Raw genomic sequence first — 18,970 nt, forward strand, 5'->3', positions numbered from 1 at the left:
GCCCGGTGTGTACCGGGCGCCCCCTCCGTGTGTGCGTGCTACGGCTGCTGCTGCTCCTGTTGCCGCCCCTGCTGCTGCGGTCCGCCGAGCTGGAGCGGGTTGTCCTGCGTCGGGCCGCCCGTCGGGGGTTCGGTGGTCGGCGACTGCGTCGGGCTCTGGGTCGGCGACTGGGTCGGGCTCTGGGTCGGCGTCTGGCTCGGCGACCCGGTCGGGGAGGTGGACGACGACGGCGTGCCCGAGGGGGACTGCGACGGCGACTGGGTCGGGCTCTGGCTGCTGGTCGTCGGCGTCGGCGTCTCGACGGCGGCGCCCTGGGAGGTGTCCAGGTCGAACTTGCTGACGCCGTCCATCGCGTTGAAGGTGTAGGCGGCCCAGATCTTCGCCGGATAGCCGCCGCCGTTGATGCGGCCGCTGCCCGGGATGAGGCCCGTGGCGCCCGTCAGGGGGACCTGCGCGTGGGACGTGGCGCCCTCGCCGAACAGGCCGACCGAGGTGACCAGGCCGGGCGTGTAGCCGGTGAACCAGGCCGACTTGTTGTTGTCGGAGGTACCCGTCTTGCCGGCGACCTGCTGTCCGTGGCGCGCCGGGTTGTCCGCCACCGACTGGCTGGCCGTACCGTCGTCGACCACGCCGGTGAGCACGGAGGTGACCGTGTCGGCGGCCTCCCTGCTGATCACCTGGTCGCCGATCGGGTCCGGGAGCGTGACCTCGCGGTCCTTGTGCTCGACCGACTTGATGACCGCGGGGGTGACCTTCTTGCCGTGGTTGTCGAGGGTCGCGTAGATGCCGGCCATCTCCAGCGGGCTCGCGCCCATGGAGCCCAGCGTCTGCGCGGGGACCGCCTGCATGCCCTTGGTGTCCATGCCGAGCTGCTTGGCCGTGCTCATCACCTTCTCCATGCCCACGTCGACGCCCATCTGCGCGAAGACGGAGTTCACGGAGTCGTTCATGGCCTTCTGGACGGTGATGTTCCCGTAGTCGTGGTCGTCCTCGTTCGGCGGGCCGAAGCCGACCTTGGCGCCGTGGTCGACGACCTGGCGGCCGCTGGTGCCGTCGTACACCGTGTCGGCGTTGATCGGCTTGCCGTCCTGGGTGACCGAGCCCTGCTGGAGGGCCGCGGCGAGGATCACCGGCTTGAAGGTGGACGCGGGCTGGTAGTCGCGGCGGGTCGCGTTGTTCCGGTAGTGCTTGAAGTAGTCCGCGCCGCCGTACATGGCGAGGACCTTGCCCGTCTTCGGGTCGACGGACACGGCGCCGGGCTGGACGTCGCCGTCGACCGGGCGCTTCTTCGCGTCCAGCTTGCTGGTGAGCTGTTCCTTGACGGCCTGCTCCAGCTCACGCTGCTTCTTCTTGTCGATGTTGAGCGTGATGGTCCAGCCGCCCTTTTTCACCAGCGCCTCGGCGTCACCGAGGGTGGCGGCGCTGCCCTGGGCGACCAGTTGCTTCTCCAGCGTCGCGTTGGCCGCGTCCACCAGGTAGCCGGTCTGGCCCTTCATGCCGGGTGCCGCCTTCGGCGTCTTCGGCGTCGGGAAGGTCATCGCCCGGCGCTTGCCCGCGTCCAGCCAGTGCTGCTTGACCATGTTGTCCAGGACGTAGTTCCAGCGGGCCGTCACCAGCCTCTTGCCGGTGTCGCTCGCGGCGGCCCAGTCGTACTCGCTCGGCGCCTGGAGCAGCGCGGCGAGGTAGGCGCCCTCCTCGACCGTGAGGTCCTTCGCGTCCTTGCGGTAGTACGCCTGCGCCGCGGCCTGGATGCCGTAGGCGCCGCGGCCGTAGTAGCTGGTGTTGATGTAGCCCGCCAGGATGTACTCCTTGGACTTCTGGCGGTCCAGCTTCAGGGAGATGACCAGTTCCTTCAGCTTGCGCGAGACGGTCTGGTTCTGGTCGAGGTAGTAGTTCTTGACGTACTGCTGGGTGATCGTCGAACCGCCCTGCGTGCCGCGTCCCCGGACGGTGTTGAGCAGACCGCGGGCGGTGCCCCTCAGGTCGACGCCGGAGTCGTGGTAGAAGCTCTTGTTCTCCGCCGCGACGAAGGTGAGCTGGACCTTCTTGGGGACTTCGGAGAGGTCGACGCTCTCGCGGTTGAGCTGGCCGGTGCGGGCGAGCATCGTGCCGTCGCTGTACTTGTAGATGTTGCTCTGCAACTCGGCGTCCGCGTTGCCCGCCGGGATGTCCACCAGCATGTAGGCCGCGGCGAAGCCGCCTATGCACAGCAGGCACAGGCCGAAGACCGTGCCGAGGATCTTCTTCCAGGAGAAGATCCGGCGTATGAGGCTCTTGCGGGGGCCGCCCCCGGGCGCGAGGCCGGCCGATCCGCTGCCGGTCTCGGATATCGAGCGGCGACGCTGGGGCGCCGCGCGGTGGCCGCCGCGCTGTCGCGCTCGTCTCTCTTCCGCTCGTCCCATGGGTCCTTCGCTCCGCTTCCGTCTCGTTGGTCAGCTCCGAAAGCTAACACCCGTCTATCCGACAAAGGGCTACTGATCCGCTCTTTTACGGACGTGAGAATCAGCACCCGCTCCAAGGGAACCGACGGTTGCGGAGGGCCCAAGGTTGCCTCGGCGCCCGGAAGCGGGGTGCCCGACCCGGACGTCAGCCGCCGTCGAGGACCCGCACCGGCAGCCCCCGCATCGCCTCCCGCAGCGCCCCGGCCAGCTCCTCGTACTCGGCACCCCGTGCCGCTCCCGCGCGCATCGCGAGCGCGACCCGGCGGCTCGGGGCGGGTTCGGCGAAGTTGCCGGTGAGCAACTGGCTACCGCGCGTGGTCTCCAGCCTGAGCGCGGTGCGCGGCAGCAGGGTGCAGCCGAGGCCGCCCGCGACGAGCTGGACGAGCGTGGACAGTCCGGCCGCGGTGGTGGTGACCGGTGCGCCCGCCCGTCGCCCACCACCGCCCTCAGCCGAGGGGCTTCGCCCCGCCCCCCTCAGTCCGCGGCCCGCCTCCCGGCAGATGTCGAGGGCCTGGTCGCGCAGGCAGTGCCCCTCGTCCAGAAGGAGCAGGTTCAGCTCCTTCAGCGCCTCGCGCGGGATGCCGTCACGGCCGCCGAGCCCGTGGTCGAGCGGGGTGACGAGCACGAAGTCCTCGTCGAACAGGGGGAGTTCGGTGATGCCGGGGACGCCGAGCGGGACCGCGAGCAGCAGCAGGTCCAGGCGGCCGTTGCCCAGGCCGTCGATGAGGCTCGCGGTCTGCTCCTCGTGCACCTGGAGGTCGAGGTCCGGATAGCGCTCATGGACGAGCCGCAGCACGGTCGGCAGCAGGTACGGCGCCACGGTCGGGATCACCCCGAGGCGCAGCGCGCCGGTGAACGGGGCGCGGACCGCCTCCGCCTCCTCCATCAGCTCGCCGACGGCGTCCAGGACCGCCTTGGCCCGCACCGCGAGCCGCTCCCCCGCGGGCGAGAGCAGTACTTTGCGCGTCGTACGCTCAAGGAGGGTCACTCCGACTGTCTCCTCCAGCGCCGAGACCGCGCCGGACAGGGCGGGCTGGCTCATGCCGATGGCCGCCGCCGCGTCCCGGAAGTGCAGGTGCTCGGCCACCGCGGCGAAGGCGCGTAGCTGCGCGAGGCTCGGCTGCCTGCGCTTTCCGTTACTGATAGCCACTGATAGATACCTCCGATCAACACGACCGAGTGTAGCTATTTCCCTAATCAATGCACCCTGTGCCAACATCGGGACAGTCCAACCCATGGGAATCACCCTCAAAAGGGGTGATTCTTCGCTGCAAGGAGAGCAAGTGCTCACTGTCGGTGACAAGTTCCCCGAGTTCGACCTGACCGCCTGCGTCTCGCTGGAGAAGGGCAAGGAGTTCGAGCAGATCAACCACAAGTCCCACGAGGGCAAGTGGCTGGTCGTGTTCGCCTGGCCGAAGGACTTCACCTTCGTCTGCCCGACCGAGATCGCCGCGTTCGGCAAGCTGAACGACGAGTTCGCCGACCGCGACGCCCAGATCCTCGGCTTCTCCGGTGACTCCGAGTTCGTGCACCACGCCTGGCGCAAGGACCACCCGGACCTGACCGACCTGCCCTTCCCGATGATGGCCGACTCCAAGCACGAGCTCATGCGTGACCTGGGCATCGAGGGCGAGGACGGCTTCGCGCAGCGCGCCGTGTTCATCGTGGACCCGAACCACGAGATCCAGTTCACGATGGTGACCGCCGGTTCCGTGGGCCGTAACCCCAAGGAGGTCCTGCGGGTCCTGGACGCCCTGCAGACCGACGAGCTGTGCCCGTGCAACTGGAGCAAGGGCGACGAGACCCTCGACCCGGTCGCGCTGCTGGCCGGTGAGTGACCCATGTCGCTCGACTCCCTGAAGTCCCTGGTCCCGGACTACGCCAAGGACCTCAAGCTCAACCTGGGCTCGGTCATCGGCAACTCCGACCTGCCGGCCCAGCAGCTGTGGGGCACGGTGCTCGCGACCGCGATCGCCTCCCGCTCCCCGATCGTGCTGCGTGAGCTGGAGCCGGAGGCGAAGGCGAACCTGTCGCCGGAGGCGTACACCGCGGCCAAGTCCGCGGCCGCCATCATGGCGATGAACAACGTCTTCTACCGCACCCGGCACCTGCTGTCCGACCACGAGTACGGCACCCTGCGCGCCGGCCTGCGGATGAACGTCATCGGCAACCCGGGCGTGGAGAAGGTCGACTTCGAGCTGTGGTCGTTCGCGGTCTCCGCGATCAACGGCTGCGGCATGTGCCTGGACTCGCACGAGCAGGTGCTGCGCAAGGCCGGCATGGAGCGCGACACCATCCAGGAGGCCTTCAAGATCGCTGCCGTCGTGCAGGCGGTCGGCGCCACCCTGGAGGCCGAGGCCGTGCTGGCCGAGTAGGCCGACGCCGCTTCCCGAGGACCCCGCTCACCCCTGGTGGGCGGGGTCTTCCGCGTGCGCCGCCGGCTCCTCCGTGTGCGGGGAAGCGGTGGACGGCCGGTGCGACTCCTCGGAGTACTGCCGCAGATAGCCCACCACCGTGTTCGCCACCGCCACCAGCGGTACGGCGACCACCGCGCCGCCGATGCCGGCCACCATGCCGCCGGCCGCCACGGTCAGCACCACCGCGAGGGGGTGCACCCGCACCGCCCGGCCCAGGATGAAGGGCTGGAGCACATGCCCCTCGATCTGCTGGACGGCGAGCACCACGGCCAGGGTCATGACGGCGGTGAACACGCCCTGGGTCACCAGGGCCACGATCACCGCGAGCGCGCCGGAGGCGACCGCGCCGACCAGCGGGATGAAGGAGAACAGGAAGATGAAGACGGCCAGCGGGACCGCCATCGGCACATCGAGGAAGTAGATCCCGATGCCGATGAAGGTCGCGTCGATCAGGGCGACCAGCACGGTGCCGCGGACGTAGGCGGTCAGGGTGCGCCAGGCGCGCGGGCCGGCGCCGGCCACGCCCTCACGGGCGGCGGAGGGCACCAGTTTCAGGAACCACTGCCAGATGCGCTTGCCGTCGTAGAGCAGGAAGAGCGTCGAGAAGAACACCAGCAGGATGCCGGTCAGGGCCTCCACGATGACCTGAACGCCCTCCAGGCCCGCCGAAGTTATCTGGTCGGCGTTGGCGCCGATCGCCTCGCGCAGGTTCTTGGCTATCTGGTTGATCTGCTTGTCGGTGACGTGGAAGGGGCTCTTCAGCAGCCAGTTGCGCAGATCGTCGATGCCTGACTGGATCTGGGTGGAGAGTGTGTCGATGTTCTCCATGACCTGCCAGGTCACGAACCAGCCCATCAGCCCGATCACCACGAAGCCGCTGATCGCGGTGAGCGCCGTGGCCGGGCCGCGCGGCACCCCGCGGCGGGTGAGCCGGGCGACCGTCGGCTGGAGCAGCGCGGTGATCAGCAGGGCGATGACGAAGGCGAACACCACCAGTTGGATGGCGCTGATGACCCGCATCAGCACCCAGACGGTGCCCGCGAGCACGAGCAGCCGCCAGCCGGCCTCGGCCGCGACGCGCACTCCCCAGGGCACGGCCTGGGCCGGATCGGGACGGGGAGCGGGCGCCGCCACGGGACGACGGGCGTGCGGCACCGCGTCGGCGACGGCGTCGGTCACCTCGTCGACCGCGGCGCCGGCCCTGGTCTCGGCCACGGTCTCGGCCGCGCTGTCGGCCACGACCGGTTCCGGGCGGGCCGGTTCGGGCGCGGGCGCGGTGCTCTCCTGCGCCACCTCCGCCTCGCGGGCGTCCAGCCGTTCGCTCATCTCGGTGAGACCGGCGCCCAGCCTGCCGAGCCACTCTGGCACTCGCGACATGATCCGTCCTCTTCCCCCGCGTCCCCGCGTGCTCGCCACCACTCCCCCCGGGAAGTCGTGCGGTTACGACCGTACAGGGCGAAAGCCCCTTCCCAGAGGACGGGAAGGGGCTGCGCGAGGTTGAGCGTGGCGGGCCGGAACTCAGTAGTTGCCGTTGGCCTGCCAGTAGGTCCAGGCGTCGCAGGGGCTGCCGTAGCGCTGGTTCATGTAGCTCAGGCCCCACTTGATCTGCGTGGCCGGGTTGGTCTGCCAGTCGGCACCCGCGGAGGCCATCTTGCCGCCGGGCAGGGCCTGGACGAGGCCGTAGGCGCCCGAGGAGGGGTTGACCGCGCGGTAGTTCCAGCTCGACTCGTGGTTCACGATGTTGCTGAAACACTGGTACTGACCGGCCGGCACGATCTGGCGGGCCATGGCCTGGATCTGCGCGACCGTGTACGAGGACTGCACGGCGAAGGTGGCGTCGCTGCGGCTGGCAGCGGCCTTGGTCTCCGCGCGCTGCTTGGCCTCCTCGGCCGCCTTCTCGGCGGCTGCCTTCTTCGCGATCGCGGTCTCGGCGGCGGCCTTGCGGGCCGCTTCCTCGGCGTCCTTCTTGGCGCTCGCGTCCGCGGCGATGGCCTGTGAATCGGCCTGCTGCGTCAGGGTCGCGGACTGGACCTGGGCCTGCTGACCCGTGGGTATGTCCGCGAGGAGCGTGGTGTCGGCTGCTGCCGTCGGCTCGGCGTCGTTGTTCTGCGCGACGCTGCCCGAGGCAACTCCGACGACGCTTCCGACGGCGGTGACCGCGGTGGCCGAGGCCACTGCGAATCCCCGGACCGAAATCCGGCTCACACGGTTTCCTTCCAGCATCGCCCGCTTCGGTGACCCTGGCGGACGCAATCGTGCCCCTGGCACTGGCCTCCCAACTGCGGGGTCACGGGAGGCGCGGGCCCGGTGGGCAACCCCCCTTACGGGGAGCGCCGCGTGGTGCGCGGGCGGCATACGACGAACTCTATGAAGTTGATTTCTTCCGTTGTTCTGCACCGCTGGGGGTACAAGTGTGTCGTATGCGGGGCCTGACAGGACTGAGACTCTGCCGCAAGCGGACGCCGGGTGGCAATTCCGAGTTGCGTGTGAAAGCTCACATCCCGTTTGGCCCAAGGGATTTCCGGAAACCTCCACGCACGAAGGCGCCGCCCGGCTAAGCTCTGATGCCTTTGCCGGACGGCGCCAACTGGGCGGTATCTGCTCAGATGTGGCCGTCTTCGAGCATTTCGGTCACAAGGGCGGCGATCTGGGATCTCTCGGACCGGGTCAGGGTGACATGTGCGAAGAGCGGATGACCCTTCAGCTTCTCCACCACGGCGACCACACCGTCGTACCGCCCCACGCGCAGATTGTCCCGCTGTGCCACGTCATGGGTCAGTACCACCCGGGAGTTGGCGCCGATCCGGGACAGCACCGTCAGCAGCACGTTGCGCTCCAGTGACTGCGCCTCGTCGACGATGACGAACGCGTCGTGCAGCGAGCGGCCGCGGATGTGGGTGAGCGGCAGGACCTCCAGCATGCCGCGCGCGGTGACCTCCTCGATGACCTCCCGGCTGGTGACCGCCGACAGCGTGTCGAAGACGGCCTGCGCCCAGGGGCTCATCTTCTCCGCCTCGCTGCCCGGCAGATAGCCCAACTCCTGCCCGCCGACCGCGTACAGCGGGCGGAACACCATGACCTTCTGGTGCTGGCGGCGCTCCAGGACCGCCTCCAGACCCGCGCACAGCGCCAGCGCCGACTTGCCGGTGCCCGCCCGGCCGCCCATCGAGACGATCCCGACATCCGGGTCGAGCAGCAGATCGAGGGCGATGCGCTGCTCGGCGCTGCGGCCCTTGATGCCGAACGCCTCCCGGTCGCCGCGCACCAGCCGGACGTTGCCCTCCGCGGTGATCCGGCCGAGCGCCTTGCCGCGCTCCGACTGGATGGTCAGTCCGGTGTGCACGGGGAGTCCGGACGCCTCCGGTACATAGAGGTGTCCCGCCTCGAAGAGGACGTCCACCTGCTCGCCGGGGAGCGTCAGTTCGCTCATCCCGGTCCAGCCGGAGTTCTCCGTGATGGCCAGCTCGGCCCGGTACTCCTCGGCGAGGAGCCCGACGGACGAGGCCTTGATGCGCAGCGGCAGGTCCTTCGACACCACGGTGACGTCGAACCCCTCGGCCTGCAGGTTGCGGGCCACCGCGAGGATGCGGGAGTCGTTGTCCCCCAGGCGGTAGCCGGTGGGCAGCACGCTGGGGTCCGAGTGGTTGAGCTCGACCCGCACGGTCCCGCCCAGGTCCCCGATCGGGATGGGGGAGTCCAGGCGGCCGTACCGCACCCGGTAGTCGTCCAGCAGGCGCAGGGCCTGGCGGGCGAAGTAGCCGAGTTCCGGATGCTGCCGCTTGGCCTCCAACTCCGTGACCACCACGATGGGGAGCACCACCTCGTGCTCCTCGAAGCGGGTCAGGGCGTTGGGGTCGGCCAGCAGGACGCTGGTGTCGAGAACATAGGTGCGCCGGTCGGGCTTGTGGCGCTTTGTGCTGGTCACCACGGAAGGACGTACCCCCTCGGATGAGGTCGGGGAGCGACGAAGTGGATGCCGGGCCGGGAGGGCGGGACGGACCGGGCCGGTGGGCGGCCCGTGCACGCGGCGGGCCGGGAGCCGGACCCCCGCGGCGGCTTCCGTGCCGGTGTCGCACGGTCGTGCTGGTGCAAAGGACCTCCCGGGCGGACGGCCCCTGCCGCCCGCTGAGATCCGACGCCCGGGGTTCGGGCGTCGACCTGCTTGCCTTATGCCCTCGAACGAGCGCCGCCATGCAAAAGCGGCCACGGGCACACCGGTGAACTCCTGGTGACGGCGGTCCGTACGACACGCGCGAAGGCCCCGCCGGTCAGGTGACCGACGGGGCCTTCGTCCGTGTCTCAGCCGCCGAACCGGCGATGACGTGCGGCGTAGTCGCGCAGCGCGCGCAGGAAGTCGACCTTGCGGAAGGCCGGCCAGTAGACGTCGCAGAAGTAGTACTCCGAGTGGGCGGTCTGCCACAGCATGAATCCGGACAGCCGCTGCTCGCCGCTGGTGCGGATGACGAGGTCCGGGTCGGGCTGGTCGCTGGTGTAGAGGTGACGGCCGATCATGTCGATGTCGACGGACTCGGCGAGGTCCTCCATCGCGACGCCCCGGTCCTGGGCCTCGTACAGCATGGAGCGCACGGCGTCGGCGATCTCCTGCCGACCGCCGTAGCCGATGGCCACGTTGACCACTATGCCCTTGATGTGGGCGGTGGCCTCCTCGGCCTCCTTGAGGGTGGCCTGCATGCCCGCGGGGAGCAGGTCCATGGCGCCCACGTGGTGCACCCGCCAGCGGCCGTCGGCGACGAGGGTGCGCACGACGTCCTCGATGATGCCGAGCAGGGGGCCGAGTTCCTCCTGCGGGCGGTCGAAGTTGTCCGTGGACAGCAGCCACAGGGTGACGACCTCGACGTCGGTCTCGGAGCACCAGCCGAGGAACTCCTCGATCTTGTCCGCGCCGGCCCGGTGACCGTGGACCGTGGAGGAGCCGGAGGCCTTCGCCCAGCGGCGGTTGCCGTCCATGATGACGCCGATGTGCTTGGGCACCTGGGCGTGGTCGAGGTGGCCCTCCACCCGGCGCGCGTAGAGCCTGACCAGCAGGCCGCGCAGTTTGTCGCGCAGGTTCACGTGGCCCTCCGGGGGGTTGGCAGGGGACGGTGCCGGGTCCGTCGAGCGTACCCCTGCCTGGGCCCTGGTCCGGCCTGGGGCGGGTGGGGGTGGGGCGGCTGCGGGACTCCGGTCCTCGTCGCTGGGACGCGCGCCGGGGGGCGTCCGGTTCCCGGGAGGGGCCTCTCGCCCGGCCAAGAAAAAACGGGCCGGTCCGTGGGGGGGGGAGACGGACCGGCCCGAGGGGGGGCTTCCACCATAACCCTTCGTGAGGGCGGATGGGGGCATCGGCGTGCCATAACTACTCTCCGGAGTCGTCCGGGGGCGCCCTGATGGATGCGGAACGATGGATTCAGGGCTTTCTACGCTCGATCAGCGGCGGAATCCTAGGCAAAGGCGGTCGCACTCGACGAAATCCGAAGGAATTTGAAGGAATTCGCAGACTTGCCGCCATGTGGGGGCGGGTCGGCGTGTCGCCCGCGGAGCCCCCGCCCCGCTTCGGGGCACCGCGCAGCCCCCTCCGCTGCGCGGTACCACCCATGCCACTTTGCTGGCGCGAATCGCGTTGGTCTGAACCTACGTGACCGGTGGGGCTGGTGTGAACAGAGTCCGATAACGATGTGGACACTGCGGGGGCCGCGGGCGCCTAGCGGGGTTTACGGGCGTCGACGAGGTGCCGCGTGCTGTGGGCGACGAACGCCCCCTCCCGTTCGATCCGCTCGTGCAGCGACCGGAGTTGGGGCTCGTACGCCTCGACGGTGAACCCGGGCACCAGCCAGACGACCTTGCGCAGGAAGTGGACAACGGCGGCGATGTCGTGGAACTCCATCCGCAGCCGCTCCGCCCGCAGCGCGACGACGTCGAGACCCGCCGCCTCGGCCGCGGCCCGCTCCCCCTGCGGGTCACGCGCGCGGCGCCCGGCCTCCGGCTGCGGCCCGAGGAAGTACTCGACCAGCTCGAAGACGCTGGCGGGCCCGACGTGCTGGGCGAAGTACGTGCCGCCGGGGCGCAGCACCCGCGCGATCTCGTCCCAGTGGGGCACCACCGGATGCCGGCTGAGCACCAGGTCGAAGGCCTCGTCGGCGAAGGGCAGCGGCGCGTCGTCCGGGGCGGCGACGACCACCACGCCGTGCGGCCGCAGCAGAGCGGTGGCCTTGGCCGCGTTCGGCGCCCAGCCCTCGGTGGCGGCGACCTGCGCGGGCCGGGCCGGGGCGGCCGTGTCGAGGGCGAAGGCCAGCACCTCGCCGCCGCCGGTCTGGATGTCCAGCGCGGCCTCGGCACCGGCCAGCCGCTCCCCCGCCGAGCGGGCGTACCCCCACGAGGGCCGTGCTTCGGTGGCCCGCCCCTCGAACCAGGAGAAGTCCCACCCCTCGGTGGGCACGGCGGCCCCCTCGGCGACGAGTTCGGCGAAGGTTCGGTGCGTTGTCATGCCCACCATGATGGCGGGCACCGACGGCCCGGTCCTCTCCTTTTCCACCCGCTGGTTCCCGCTGCCGGACCGCTACCCCCGCACCAGCGGCACGACCTGTTCCGCCACGAACCGCACGAACCCCTCCGGGTCGGGTTCGTCCGCCGTCGGCTGGAGTACGACGGTGTCGGCACCGGCGCCGGCCAGCCGCCGTACGGCATCGGCGACGGCGGCCGCGTCCCCGGCGACGCCCGCGCCGGGCTGCGCGCGCTCGGCGGCGAGGCCGGCCCGGACCCGTTCGGCGGCGCCGGTGCCGGTGGCGGCGAGGAGATAGACGACCACCTTGTGCGGCTCCGTCCGCCCGGCCTCCGCCCGCCCCTCCTCGATGAGCCGGCGGGCCCGCCGTACGCCGTCCGGGGAGGTGGCGCAGGTGAGGAGCGTGCCGTCGGCCCTGGCTCCCGAGAGGCGGAGGGTACGGGGCCCGGTGGCGCCGGCGAACACGGGCACGGGCCGCGGCGGCGGCCAGTCGAGGGCGACGCCGTCGAGGGTGACGTACCGCCCCCGTACGGTGAGCCGCTCCCCGCGCAACAGGGCGCGCAGGGCGTCGAGATGTTCCCCGAGGAGGGTGAGCGGCGAGGCGGCACGGGCGCCGGCCTGCCCCATCCAGTCCTGCACCCCGTGTCCGACGACGACGCTCGCCCGGCCGGGGAACATCCGGTGCAGGGCCGCGGTCTCCATCGCGGTCACGGCCACGTTCCGCAGCGGCACCGGCAGCAGCCCGATCCCCACCCGTAGCCGCTCGGTCCAGGCCAGGGCGGCCGCCGCCGCGGAGACCCCGCCCTCCAGGAAACAGTCCTCCCACACCCACAGCTCCTCCAGCCCCGCCTCTTCCGCGAGCCGGGCGTACCCCCGCAGCCGCTCGGGCGGAAGCTGGGGCCGGAACACGACACCGAGTGAAGTCATGAGCGCCTTCCTAGCGGGGGATGGGGAAGGGGACAAACGCTTTACGCGACAGACCTGTTGACGACGGAGGGGATCATGGGGCGACGGCGGTGGCGGGACGGTCCGGGACTCCTGCGGGTTCCCGGGGGCCCCCGGACGGCGGAGGTCCCCCTGGAGATCGCCGCCTCCTACCGTGCCCGCACCAAGGGGCTCCTCGGCCGGACCCGTCTCGACGGTGCCATGCTCCTGACCCCGGCCGGCGGCATCCACACCTTCGGCATGCGCATCCCCATCGACGTCGCCTACCTGGACCGCCGGCTGAGGGTCCTCGCGGTGCGCACCATGAAGCCGGGCCGCCTGGGCCTGCCCCGCCCGCGCGCCCGTCATGTGCTGGAGGCGGAGGCGGGGGCGATGGCGGGGTGGGGGCTGCGGGCCGGGGTCCGGGTCGAGGTGGGGCAGGACGGGTGACCCGTCAGTCGGCGGTGCGGGGGAAGGACACCTCCACCCGGCGGTTCTTCCGGCGGCCCTCTTCCGTGGAGTTGTCGGCGATGGGGTACTGCTCGCCGTAGCCGCGGACCTCGAAGGTGATGCCGGGGTCGTTCAGGTCCTGGTCGAGGACGGACTGGACGGTGTTGGCGCGTCGCCGGGAGAGGAGGACGCCGTGGCCGGAGGAGCCGAGGTCGTCGGTGAAGCCGAAGACGCGGACCTGAGTGGCGTGCTGTTTCCTGATCTCGTCGGCGATCGCGGCGATGCGGGCCTTGGCGTCCGCGCCGAGTTTCGCGCTGTCCTTGCCGAAGAGGACCTCCGCCTGGAGGGCGAAGGTGACGTCCGCGTTGGTGTCCTCGCGGCGTTCGTCCCCGCTCTGGTCCTCCACGACCGACTTGATGTCCAGCACCTTGGCGGCGGCGAGCGTGGCGCCCTCGGGGAGCTTCAGGTCCGGGTCCCTGGAGTCGATCTTCACGGGGGCGGCGGCCGACGGCGCCGTGTCGGGGCCGGAGGGGTCCGTGTCGGCGGCGTGCGCGGAGGTGAGCGTCGCGCCCACGAGGACCGCCGCGGACGTCAGGGCGAGCGCGAGACGGGGTGGGGTGGTCACGGGGGCCTCAACCGGAGATGGGGAGGGTGGCGGAGGAGAAGGTGGGGAGCTGGAACTCCACCTCGTTCGCGGGAGGCGCCGGGAACTGCATGAAGACCGCGAGGGTGTCACCGGCTCGCAGGGTCGAGAAGCCGGTCGTGGTCAGCGGCCTGCCCTCGGTGTCCCGCAGCACGTAGTACCGCTTCTTGCCCTTCGGGTCGACCAGCGTGGCCCCGCCCAGGGACCTGCCGTTCTTGATGATCTCGGTCTCGTTGCCGCTGAGCGCGGAGGGGATGACGGCGCTCTGGGCACCGTCGTTCTTCAGCGTGCCGTTGACGGTGACGAAGCCGCCGGAGTCCCGCTGCGCGGACGTGATCTGGAGCCTGAGTCCGTCGGAGCCCTGGAGTTCGGCCAGCGGCTTGTCCGACCGCCCCTCCTGGGCGCTCGGGCTCGATCCGGCCGCCCTGGAAGCGGATGCCGGTTTCTCCGGCCGCTTGCCGTCGTCGCCGCTTCCGCCGCACCCGGCCGCACCCGTGGCCAGTCCGGCCACGACGGCCAGCGCGACCATCCCTCTTCGGGCCTTCGCGGTGAACCGCATGGTCATAGTCCGCTTCCTTCGTCACTCGTCGTCTGTCAGTCGGCCAGATGCACGTCGAAGAGGTCTTCGGGCCCGGGAAGTCCCGACGGATCCTCCGGATCGAGGTCCCACACCTTGTCCTTGCAGGTGAGCTGGGGCAGATCCGCCTTCGCGGCGCCCTCGTGCGGCGGTTCGAAGGTGCAGAGGGGTTCGATCTCCGCGGTGGCCGAGGCCGTCGACCGGAACTTCTCCGTCCCGGGTACGACGGAACGGCCCACGGACTTGTCGGTGCGCACCTCGACCCGGTACTTGAGCGGCCCGGCCGGGGAGCACCCGGTCACCCGGGCGTCGTTGCGCGCGGCCAGCTCCCCGGCCCGCGCGCAGGGGTCCTCGACGGGCGCTTCGCCGTCGAGGATGTCCTGCCACTTCGCCGGGTCGAGCAGGACCTTCAGCCACTGGTCCGTGAGCTGGCCCCGCACGTCCTGGGCCGCCGCGAGCGCCGCGGCGTCGGCGGCCGTCTGGGCGCCGCCCCGGTTCACCGCCGCCTGGCCGACCGCGAGGTAGGCGAACGCAAGAAAGAGCAGGCCCGCCACCACCGTGAGATAGATGGGGAAGGCCTGCCCTGCGTCGCGGCCCGGCCGGGTCAGCCGCCGGTGACCTCGGAGATCTTCGAGGTGATCGCGTCGTAGATCGTCTGCCCGATGCTCGTCCCGGTGATCGCCAGCACGATCGCCACCACCACCGCGATGATGCCGAGGTACTCCACCGCGGTCTGCCCCCGGTCGTTCCGGGCGGCGCGGGTCATCAGATACGTCACGGTGGTGTTGAACCATTTGCTCACGGTTGTCCCCTCCAGCTTCGCGTCCGATCGGGGCACCGTACGACGCGGCGCCCCGGCCGGCCGAGGGTCCCAGGGCCCAACCCCGGGCCCATTTCGCGTCGTTGACGTGGCTCGGCATCTCACGCCACCCCCAGCCATTTCGCGGCGGCCTGGGACCTGGTGGCGGTCTGGAGCTTGGCGAAGATGCGGTTGATGTGGTTCTTGACCGTCTTCTCGCTGATGAAGCAGGCGGCGGCGATCTGCTGGTTGGTCATGCCCGACGCGATGAGGTCCATGATCTCCGCCTCCCTGACGCTCAGCCGGAACCGCGCGCGGGTCGACTGTCCCATAGAGGGTTGCAGTTGTGAAGGAGGTGGGAGGGTATTTTGGGCGTCGGTTACGGCAAGTTGGGATTCCGTGTGTGCAGGTGCACTCCCCCGCAAGTCGGCCAGTAACGCCCGTGTCGCCCCCGGCGTCACATGTGGCCGGCCCTCGTGGACGTCCCGTACGGCCCGTACCAGCTCCTCGGCCGTGAACTCGCCGTGCACCAGGTATCCCCCCGCCCCCAGCCGCAGCGCCTCCCGCACCGTCTCGGCCTCGTGGCTGTAGGTGAGCATCAGGACGGGCGCGAGCCGCAGCAGATGGGGCAGCGCCGAGATGCCGTCGACCCCGGGCATGCGGACGTCGAGGAGGACGACGTCCGGGCGGTGCCGCAGCGCGGCCTCGTACGCCTCGCGGCCGTCCGCCGCCTGCGCCACCACGGTGGTGTCCGCGCGGTCCGTGAGCAGCGCGGTCAGGCCCGCGCGCACCACCGGGTTGTCGTCGGCCACCAGCAGCCGCAGCCGGGATGGGGGCGGGACGGACGGTGGGCCGGGGTCGTGGATGTGCCGGCGCATGGGGTGCCTCCTTTCAGGGATGCGGGGTCGGCAGGGGAAGTTCCACCCGTACCTCCGTGCCCCGGGGGTGGGTGCCGCGGCCGATGCGGATGCGGGCGCCCGCCTGGGCGGCCCGTTCGACCATGCCGAGCAGGCCGAAGTGGCCGCGGGAGCGGAGCTGTTCGAGCGTCGTGCCGGGGGGCAGGCCGCGGCCGTCGTCGTGGATCGTCAGGCGCAGCAAGGCACCGTCGACCGCGACCCGCACGTCCACCTGGGTCGCGTCCGCGTGCCGGTGGGCGTTCTCCAGTGCCTCCGTGGCGATGGAGAGCAGGGCGCGGGCCGGCGCGGCGGGCACCGGGGGGAGGGTGGCCGGGGGGTCCGGGCAGGCACAGGTGATCTCCAGTGTCGTACCGGACGCGAAGTCGCGTACGGCCTCGGCCAGTTCGCACCAGAACGGCTTGGCCCGCTCCGGCTGTTCGCGTCGTAGGTCGGTCAGCAGTTCCCGGGACTCCGTCGCCGCCCGGCGGGCCGAGCGGGAGACCAGCTCGGCCTGCTCGCGGATGCGGACCGGGTCGGGGGCGGTGGCCGAGGCGGTGGCCGCGAGGCCGTCGGCGGCGAGGGCGACGCCGTACAGGGTCTTGGCGACGGAGTCGTGCATCTCCCGTGCCAGCCGGGCGCGTTCGGCGCTCACCGCCTCCGTCGCCGCGAGCCGCGCCCGTACCGCCGTCAGGGTCTCGGTGGCGGCGCCGAAGCGGAGCATCAGGCCGCGCAGGGTCGAGCCCATGGCCCCGGCGACGATGCACAGGCCGGGCAGCAGCAGGGCCTCGGCCACGGGCGCTGACCGGTCGGCCTTCAGGGTGAGGTGGACGAGGAACAGGATCAGCGCCTGGAGCGAGGCGAAGCAGGCCGCCCCGCGCCAGCTGTAGAGCAGGCCGGCGAGGAGCGGGGTGCAGACGCCGACGTAGGCGAGCGTGGTGTCGGGACCCGCCGAGACCAGCAGGAGGGAGCCGAAGAGGGTGTCGGCGGCCAGGAGGGCGGGGTGGCGCAGCAGGAGGGGGCCGAAACGTTCCCAGTCGCGGAACAGGACGTAGGACACCATGACCGTGACGACCACGGCCGCGCCGACGAGCCGTACGCCGAGGCCCGGCGCGGCGTTCAGCAGGGCCGCCGGCGCCGCGACGACGGTCATGGCCAGCCGGAAGCCGAAGACCTGCCTGCACATGGCCTGGAGCGCGCGGATCTGGAGCCGCTCGGAGGGCGGGCCGACGGGAGGCTCGGCGGGCGGGCCGAAGGGGGGTTCGGTGAGCGGGCCGAAGGGGGGTTCGGCGGGGGGTTCGGTGAGCGGGCCGAAGGGGGGTTCGGCGGGCGGGCCGGCGGCCGTGCCCCCAGGGGGTTCGGCGGACGGCTCGGCGGGGGCCATCGCGTGGTCCTGCGCGGCCTGTGAAGCCTCCGGGGCCACCCCTTCCGCCTCCTCCGGGGCCACCCCTGTCACCTCCTCCGGCCGCACCCGCCTCACTTCCCCGTGAGCGACCCGAAGTCCACCCCTGAGCCCAGCACCAGTCCGGCCCCCAGCAGCAGCATCGTCGCCGGGACCATGAAGGTGGTGATCATCAGGGTGGCCTTGGGTACCGCGCGGGCGGCCTTGCGGCGGGCGTTCTGGGCGTCGGTGCGGCGCATGTCCTTGGCCAGCGAGACGAGGGTGTCGACGATCGGCGCGCCCAGTTCCTCGCCCTGCTGGAGCGCGGTGACGAACATGGCGACCTGTTCGGAGTCGTTGCGCCGGCGCAGTTCCGCGAAGGCCTGGCGGCGGCTCATGCCGAGGTCCATCTGGCGCAGCGTGATGCGGAGTTCGTCGGCCCAGGGGCCCTCGTAGCGGGAGGCGACCCGGTCCAGGGCCTGGCGGAAGCCGAGCCCGGCGCTGACCACGACCGCCAGCACGTCCAGGAAGTCGGGCAGGGTGCGCTCGATGACGTCCTTGCGGACCCGGATCGCCGACCAGAGGCCGACCTCCGTCCAGAAGGCGCCGAACAGCAGGAGCAGGACCGCCACGAACCACTGGCCGCGCAGCAGGAACACCAGGAAGCCCACGCCGCCCAGCGCGCCGTACACCGCGCGGCGGGCGGCGTAGCGGTCGATGGTCAGGCCCCCGGGGTTGCCCGCGAGGTCGATCCGGCGCCGGTACCTGGCGACCAGGCGGGGGCCCATCAGCCGCAGCACCAGCGGCGCGTACCGCATGCCCATGCGGTCGATGACGGAGCCCACGGCGCCGGTGCGGGTGGCGCCGACCTCCAGGGCGATGGCGAGGTCGCCGGGGAGCTTGGCGTCGGCGCGGTACATGCGCACGCCGGTGAAGATCCCCCACACGGCGGCGCCCATCAGCAGGGCGAGCAGCACGGCCATCGTTCCTCCTCCCTCACACGTCGATCCGGCTGAGCCGCCGGATCAGGACGAAACCGACGGCGTACAGCCCGAAGGCGACGAGCACGCAGACCTGGCCCGCCGGGGAGCCGGTCATCCGGGCCAGGGCGCCACCCCTGACGCCGTTCATCAGGAACAACGCGCCGACACCCAGAACGGGCACGGCGTACGACGTCATGGTCACCTGGGAGAGCTGGGTGCGGATCTCGCGCCGGGTCTCCTTGCGTTCCTCCAGCGTCTCGGTGAGGTTGCGCAGGGCGGAGACGACCTGGCCGCCGGCCCGGTTGGACAGCACCAGGGTCGTCACCAGAACGACCAGTTCGCGGGAGGGGAGACGGTCGGCGAGTTCGCCGAGGGCGTCCTCCAGGGAATGGCCGATCGCCAACTGATCGGAGACCCTGGTCAGTTCCTCGCCCGCCGGGGCCTCCAGCTCCTCGGCGGCCATGCCGATCGCGGTGCGCAGGGCGAGTCCGGCCTGGGTGGCGTTGGCCAGGATGCGGGCCAGTTCGGGTAGTTGGCCGATGAACCGCTCGATGCGCTTCTGCCGCTGCCAGTTGAGGAACTGCACCGCCGCCCAGACGCCCAGCAGCCCGGCGATCGGCCCGAAGAAGGGCGCGAGCGCCGCCTGTCCGATCAGCCAGAGCGCGCCGATCGTGACGAGCATGGCGACGAAGAACTCGCCCGGGGTGATGTCCAGCCCGGTGGTGGTGAGCCGCAGTTCGAGCCAGCGGCCGAAGCGGGTACGGCGCAGCCGCCGGTCGAGGTCGCGGAAGTACCGGGTGCGGCCGGTGGCGGCGGACGGCGGACCGGTGTGCGAGAGGCGGTCCACCAGCTCGGCGCGCCGGGCCCGCCCCCGGGCGTAGGTGTGGGCGCCGGCCACCGCCAGGACGCAGGTCAGCAGCGTCACTCCGAGAGTGAGCTGGACGAGGGTGTGGAGTTCCATGTGGG

At 71.3% G+C, this 18,970-nt stretch carries 19 protein-coding genes; 3 read left to right on the forward strand and 16 right to left on the reverse strand.

The features are described from left to right. Positions 1-38: 38 nt before the first annotated feature. Positions 39-2,402 (reverse strand): transglycosylase domain-containing protein, encoded by a 2,364-nt coding sequence (locus AB0927_RS15815; RefSeq protein WP_366668149.1) that lies wholly within the window; start codon positions 2,400-2,402, stop codon positions 39-41. Positions 2,403-2,586: 184 nt separating this feature from the next. Next, entirely contained in the window at positions 2,587-3,591 is a 1,005-nt protein-coding gene (locus tag AB0927_RS15820) for a LysR substrate-binding domain-containing protein (protein ID WP_366668150.1), read from the reverse strand. A 133-nt stretch (positions 3,592-3,724) separates the two neighbouring features. Here AB0927_RS15820 and AB0927_RS15825 point away from each other — a divergent pair, with 133 nt between their 5' ends. Next, entirely contained in the window at positions 3,725-4,279 is a 555-nt protein-coding gene (locus AB0927_RS15825) for a peroxiredoxin (RefSeq protein WP_366668151.1), read from the forward strand. 3 nt (positions 4,280-4,282) lie between these two features. Then, the gene (locus tag AB0927_RS15830; protein WP_366668152.1) at positions 4,283-4,816 is read left to right on the forward strand and encodes an alkyl hydroperoxide reductase; all 534 of its coding nucleotides are present in this window, start codon (positions 4,283-4,285) and stop codon (positions 4,814-4,816) included. A 27-nt stretch (positions 4,817-4,843) separates the two neighbouring features. Here AB0927_RS15830 and AB0927_RS15835 read toward each other — a convergent pair whose 3' ends face one another. The 6 genes from AB0927_RS15835 to AB0927_RS15860 form a co-directional block, all read right to left on the reverse strand. Next, positions 4,844-6,235 carry an AI-2E family transporter gene (locus AB0927_RS15835; protein WP_366668153.1) on the reverse strand — a complete coding sequence of 464 codons (1,392 nt, stop codon included), beginning with the start codon at positions 6,233-6,235 and terminating at the stop codon, positions 4,844-4,846. Positions 6,236-6,376: 141 nt separating this feature from the next. Continuing rightward, a complete protein-coding gene (locus tag AB0927_RS15840) occupies positions 6,377-7,081 on the reverse strand; it encodes a transglycosylase SLT domain-containing protein (RefSeq protein WP_366668154.1) in 705 nt (234 codons plus the stop codon). A gap of 379 nt (positions 7,082-7,460) precedes the next feature. Then, on the reverse strand, positions 7,461-8,786 hold the full coding sequence (locus AB0927_RS15845) for a PhoH family protein (RefSeq protein WP_366668155.1): 1,326 nt from the start codon (positions 8,784-8,786) through the stop codon (positions 7,461-7,463). A gap of 371 nt (positions 8,787-9,157) precedes the next feature. Next, on the reverse strand, positions 9,158-9,931 hold the full coding sequence (locus AB0927_RS15850; RefSeq protein ID WP_366668156.1) for an isoprenyl transferase: 774 nt from the start codon (positions 9,929-9,931) through the stop codon (positions 9,158-9,160). 625 nt (positions 9,932-10,556) lie between these two features. Then, entirely contained in the window at positions 10,557-11,339 is a 783-nt protein-coding gene (locus AB0927_RS15855; protein ID WP_366668157.1) for a class I SAM-dependent methyltransferase, read from the reverse strand. A 72-nt stretch (positions 11,340-11,411) separates the two neighbouring features. Further along, entirely contained in the window at positions 11,412-12,281 is an 870-nt protein-coding gene (locus tag AB0927_RS15860) for an LLM class flavin-dependent oxidoreductase (RefSeq protein ID WP_366668158.1), read from the reverse strand. Between the two features lie 75 nt (positions 12,282-12,356). Here AB0927_RS15860 and AB0927_RS15865 point away from each other — a divergent pair, with 75 nt between their 5' ends. Further along, positions 12,357-12,728, forward strand: coding sequence for a DUF192 domain-containing protein (locus AB0927_RS15865; protein ID WP_366668159.1), 372 nt, complete (start codon positions 12,357-12,359; stop codon positions 12,726-12,728). Positions 12,729-12,732: 4 nt separating this feature from the next. Here the strand turns inward: AB0927_RS15865 and AB0927_RS15870 are convergent, their stop codons facing one another. From AB0927_RS15870 to AB0927_RS15905, 8 genes are all read right to left on the reverse strand, one after another. Next, positions 12,733-13,353: an OmpA family protein gene (locus AB0927_RS15870; protein ID WP_366668160.1), complete on the reverse strand. Its 621-nt coding sequence runs from the start codon at positions 13,351-13,353 to the stop codon at positions 12,733-12,735. 7 nt (positions 13,354-13,360) lie between these two features. Further along, a complete protein-coding gene (locus tag AB0927_RS15875; protein ID WP_366668161.1) occupies positions 13,361-13,936 on the reverse strand; it encodes a hypothetical protein in 576 nt (191 codons plus the stop codon). 29 nt (positions 13,937-13,965) lie between these two features. Next, positions 13,966-14,556, reverse strand: coding sequence for a pilus assembly protein TadG-related protein (locus tag AB0927_RS15880; protein ID WP_366668290.1), 591 nt, complete (start codon positions 14,554-14,556; stop codon positions 13,966-13,968). After that, the gene (locus AB0927_RS15885; RefSeq protein WP_037664603.1) at positions 14,553-14,750 is read right to left on the reverse strand and encodes a Flp family type IVb pilin; all 198 of its coding nucleotides are present in this window, start codon (positions 14,748-14,750) and stop codon (positions 14,553-14,555) included. Before AB0927_RS15885 ends, AB0927_RS15880 begins: the two co-directional genes overlap by 4 nt. Positions 14,751-14,869: 119 nt before the next feature. Continuing rightward, entirely contained in the window at positions 14,870-15,625 is a 756-nt protein-coding gene (locus tag AB0927_RS15890) for a response regulator transcription factor (protein ID WP_366668162.1), read from the reverse strand. Positions 15,626-15,638: 13 nt separating this feature from the next. Beyond that, positions 15,639-17,024, reverse strand: coding sequence for a histidine kinase (locus tag AB0927_RS15895; RefSeq protein WP_366668291.1), 1,386 nt, complete (start codon positions 17,022-17,024; stop codon positions 15,639-15,641). 92 nt (positions 17,025-17,116) lie between these two features. Then, positions 17,117-18,004: a DUF5936 domain-containing protein gene (locus AB0927_RS15900; RefSeq protein ID WP_366668163.1), complete on the reverse strand. Its 888-nt coding sequence runs from the start codon at positions 18,002-18,004 to the stop codon at positions 17,117-17,119. Between the two features lie 13 nt (positions 18,005-18,017). Next, on the reverse strand, positions 18,018-18,965 hold the full coding sequence (locus AB0927_RS15905; protein ID WP_366668164.1) for a type II secretion system F family protein: 948 nt from the start codon (positions 18,963-18,965) through the stop codon (positions 18,018-18,020). Positions 18,966-18,970 lie beyond the last annotated feature (5 nt).

The organism is Streptomyces sp. NPDC048106 (assembly GCF_040706415.1).
Taxonomy (GTDB): domain Bacteria; phylum Actinomycetota; class Actinomycetes; order Streptomycetales; family Streptomycetaceae; genus Streptomyces.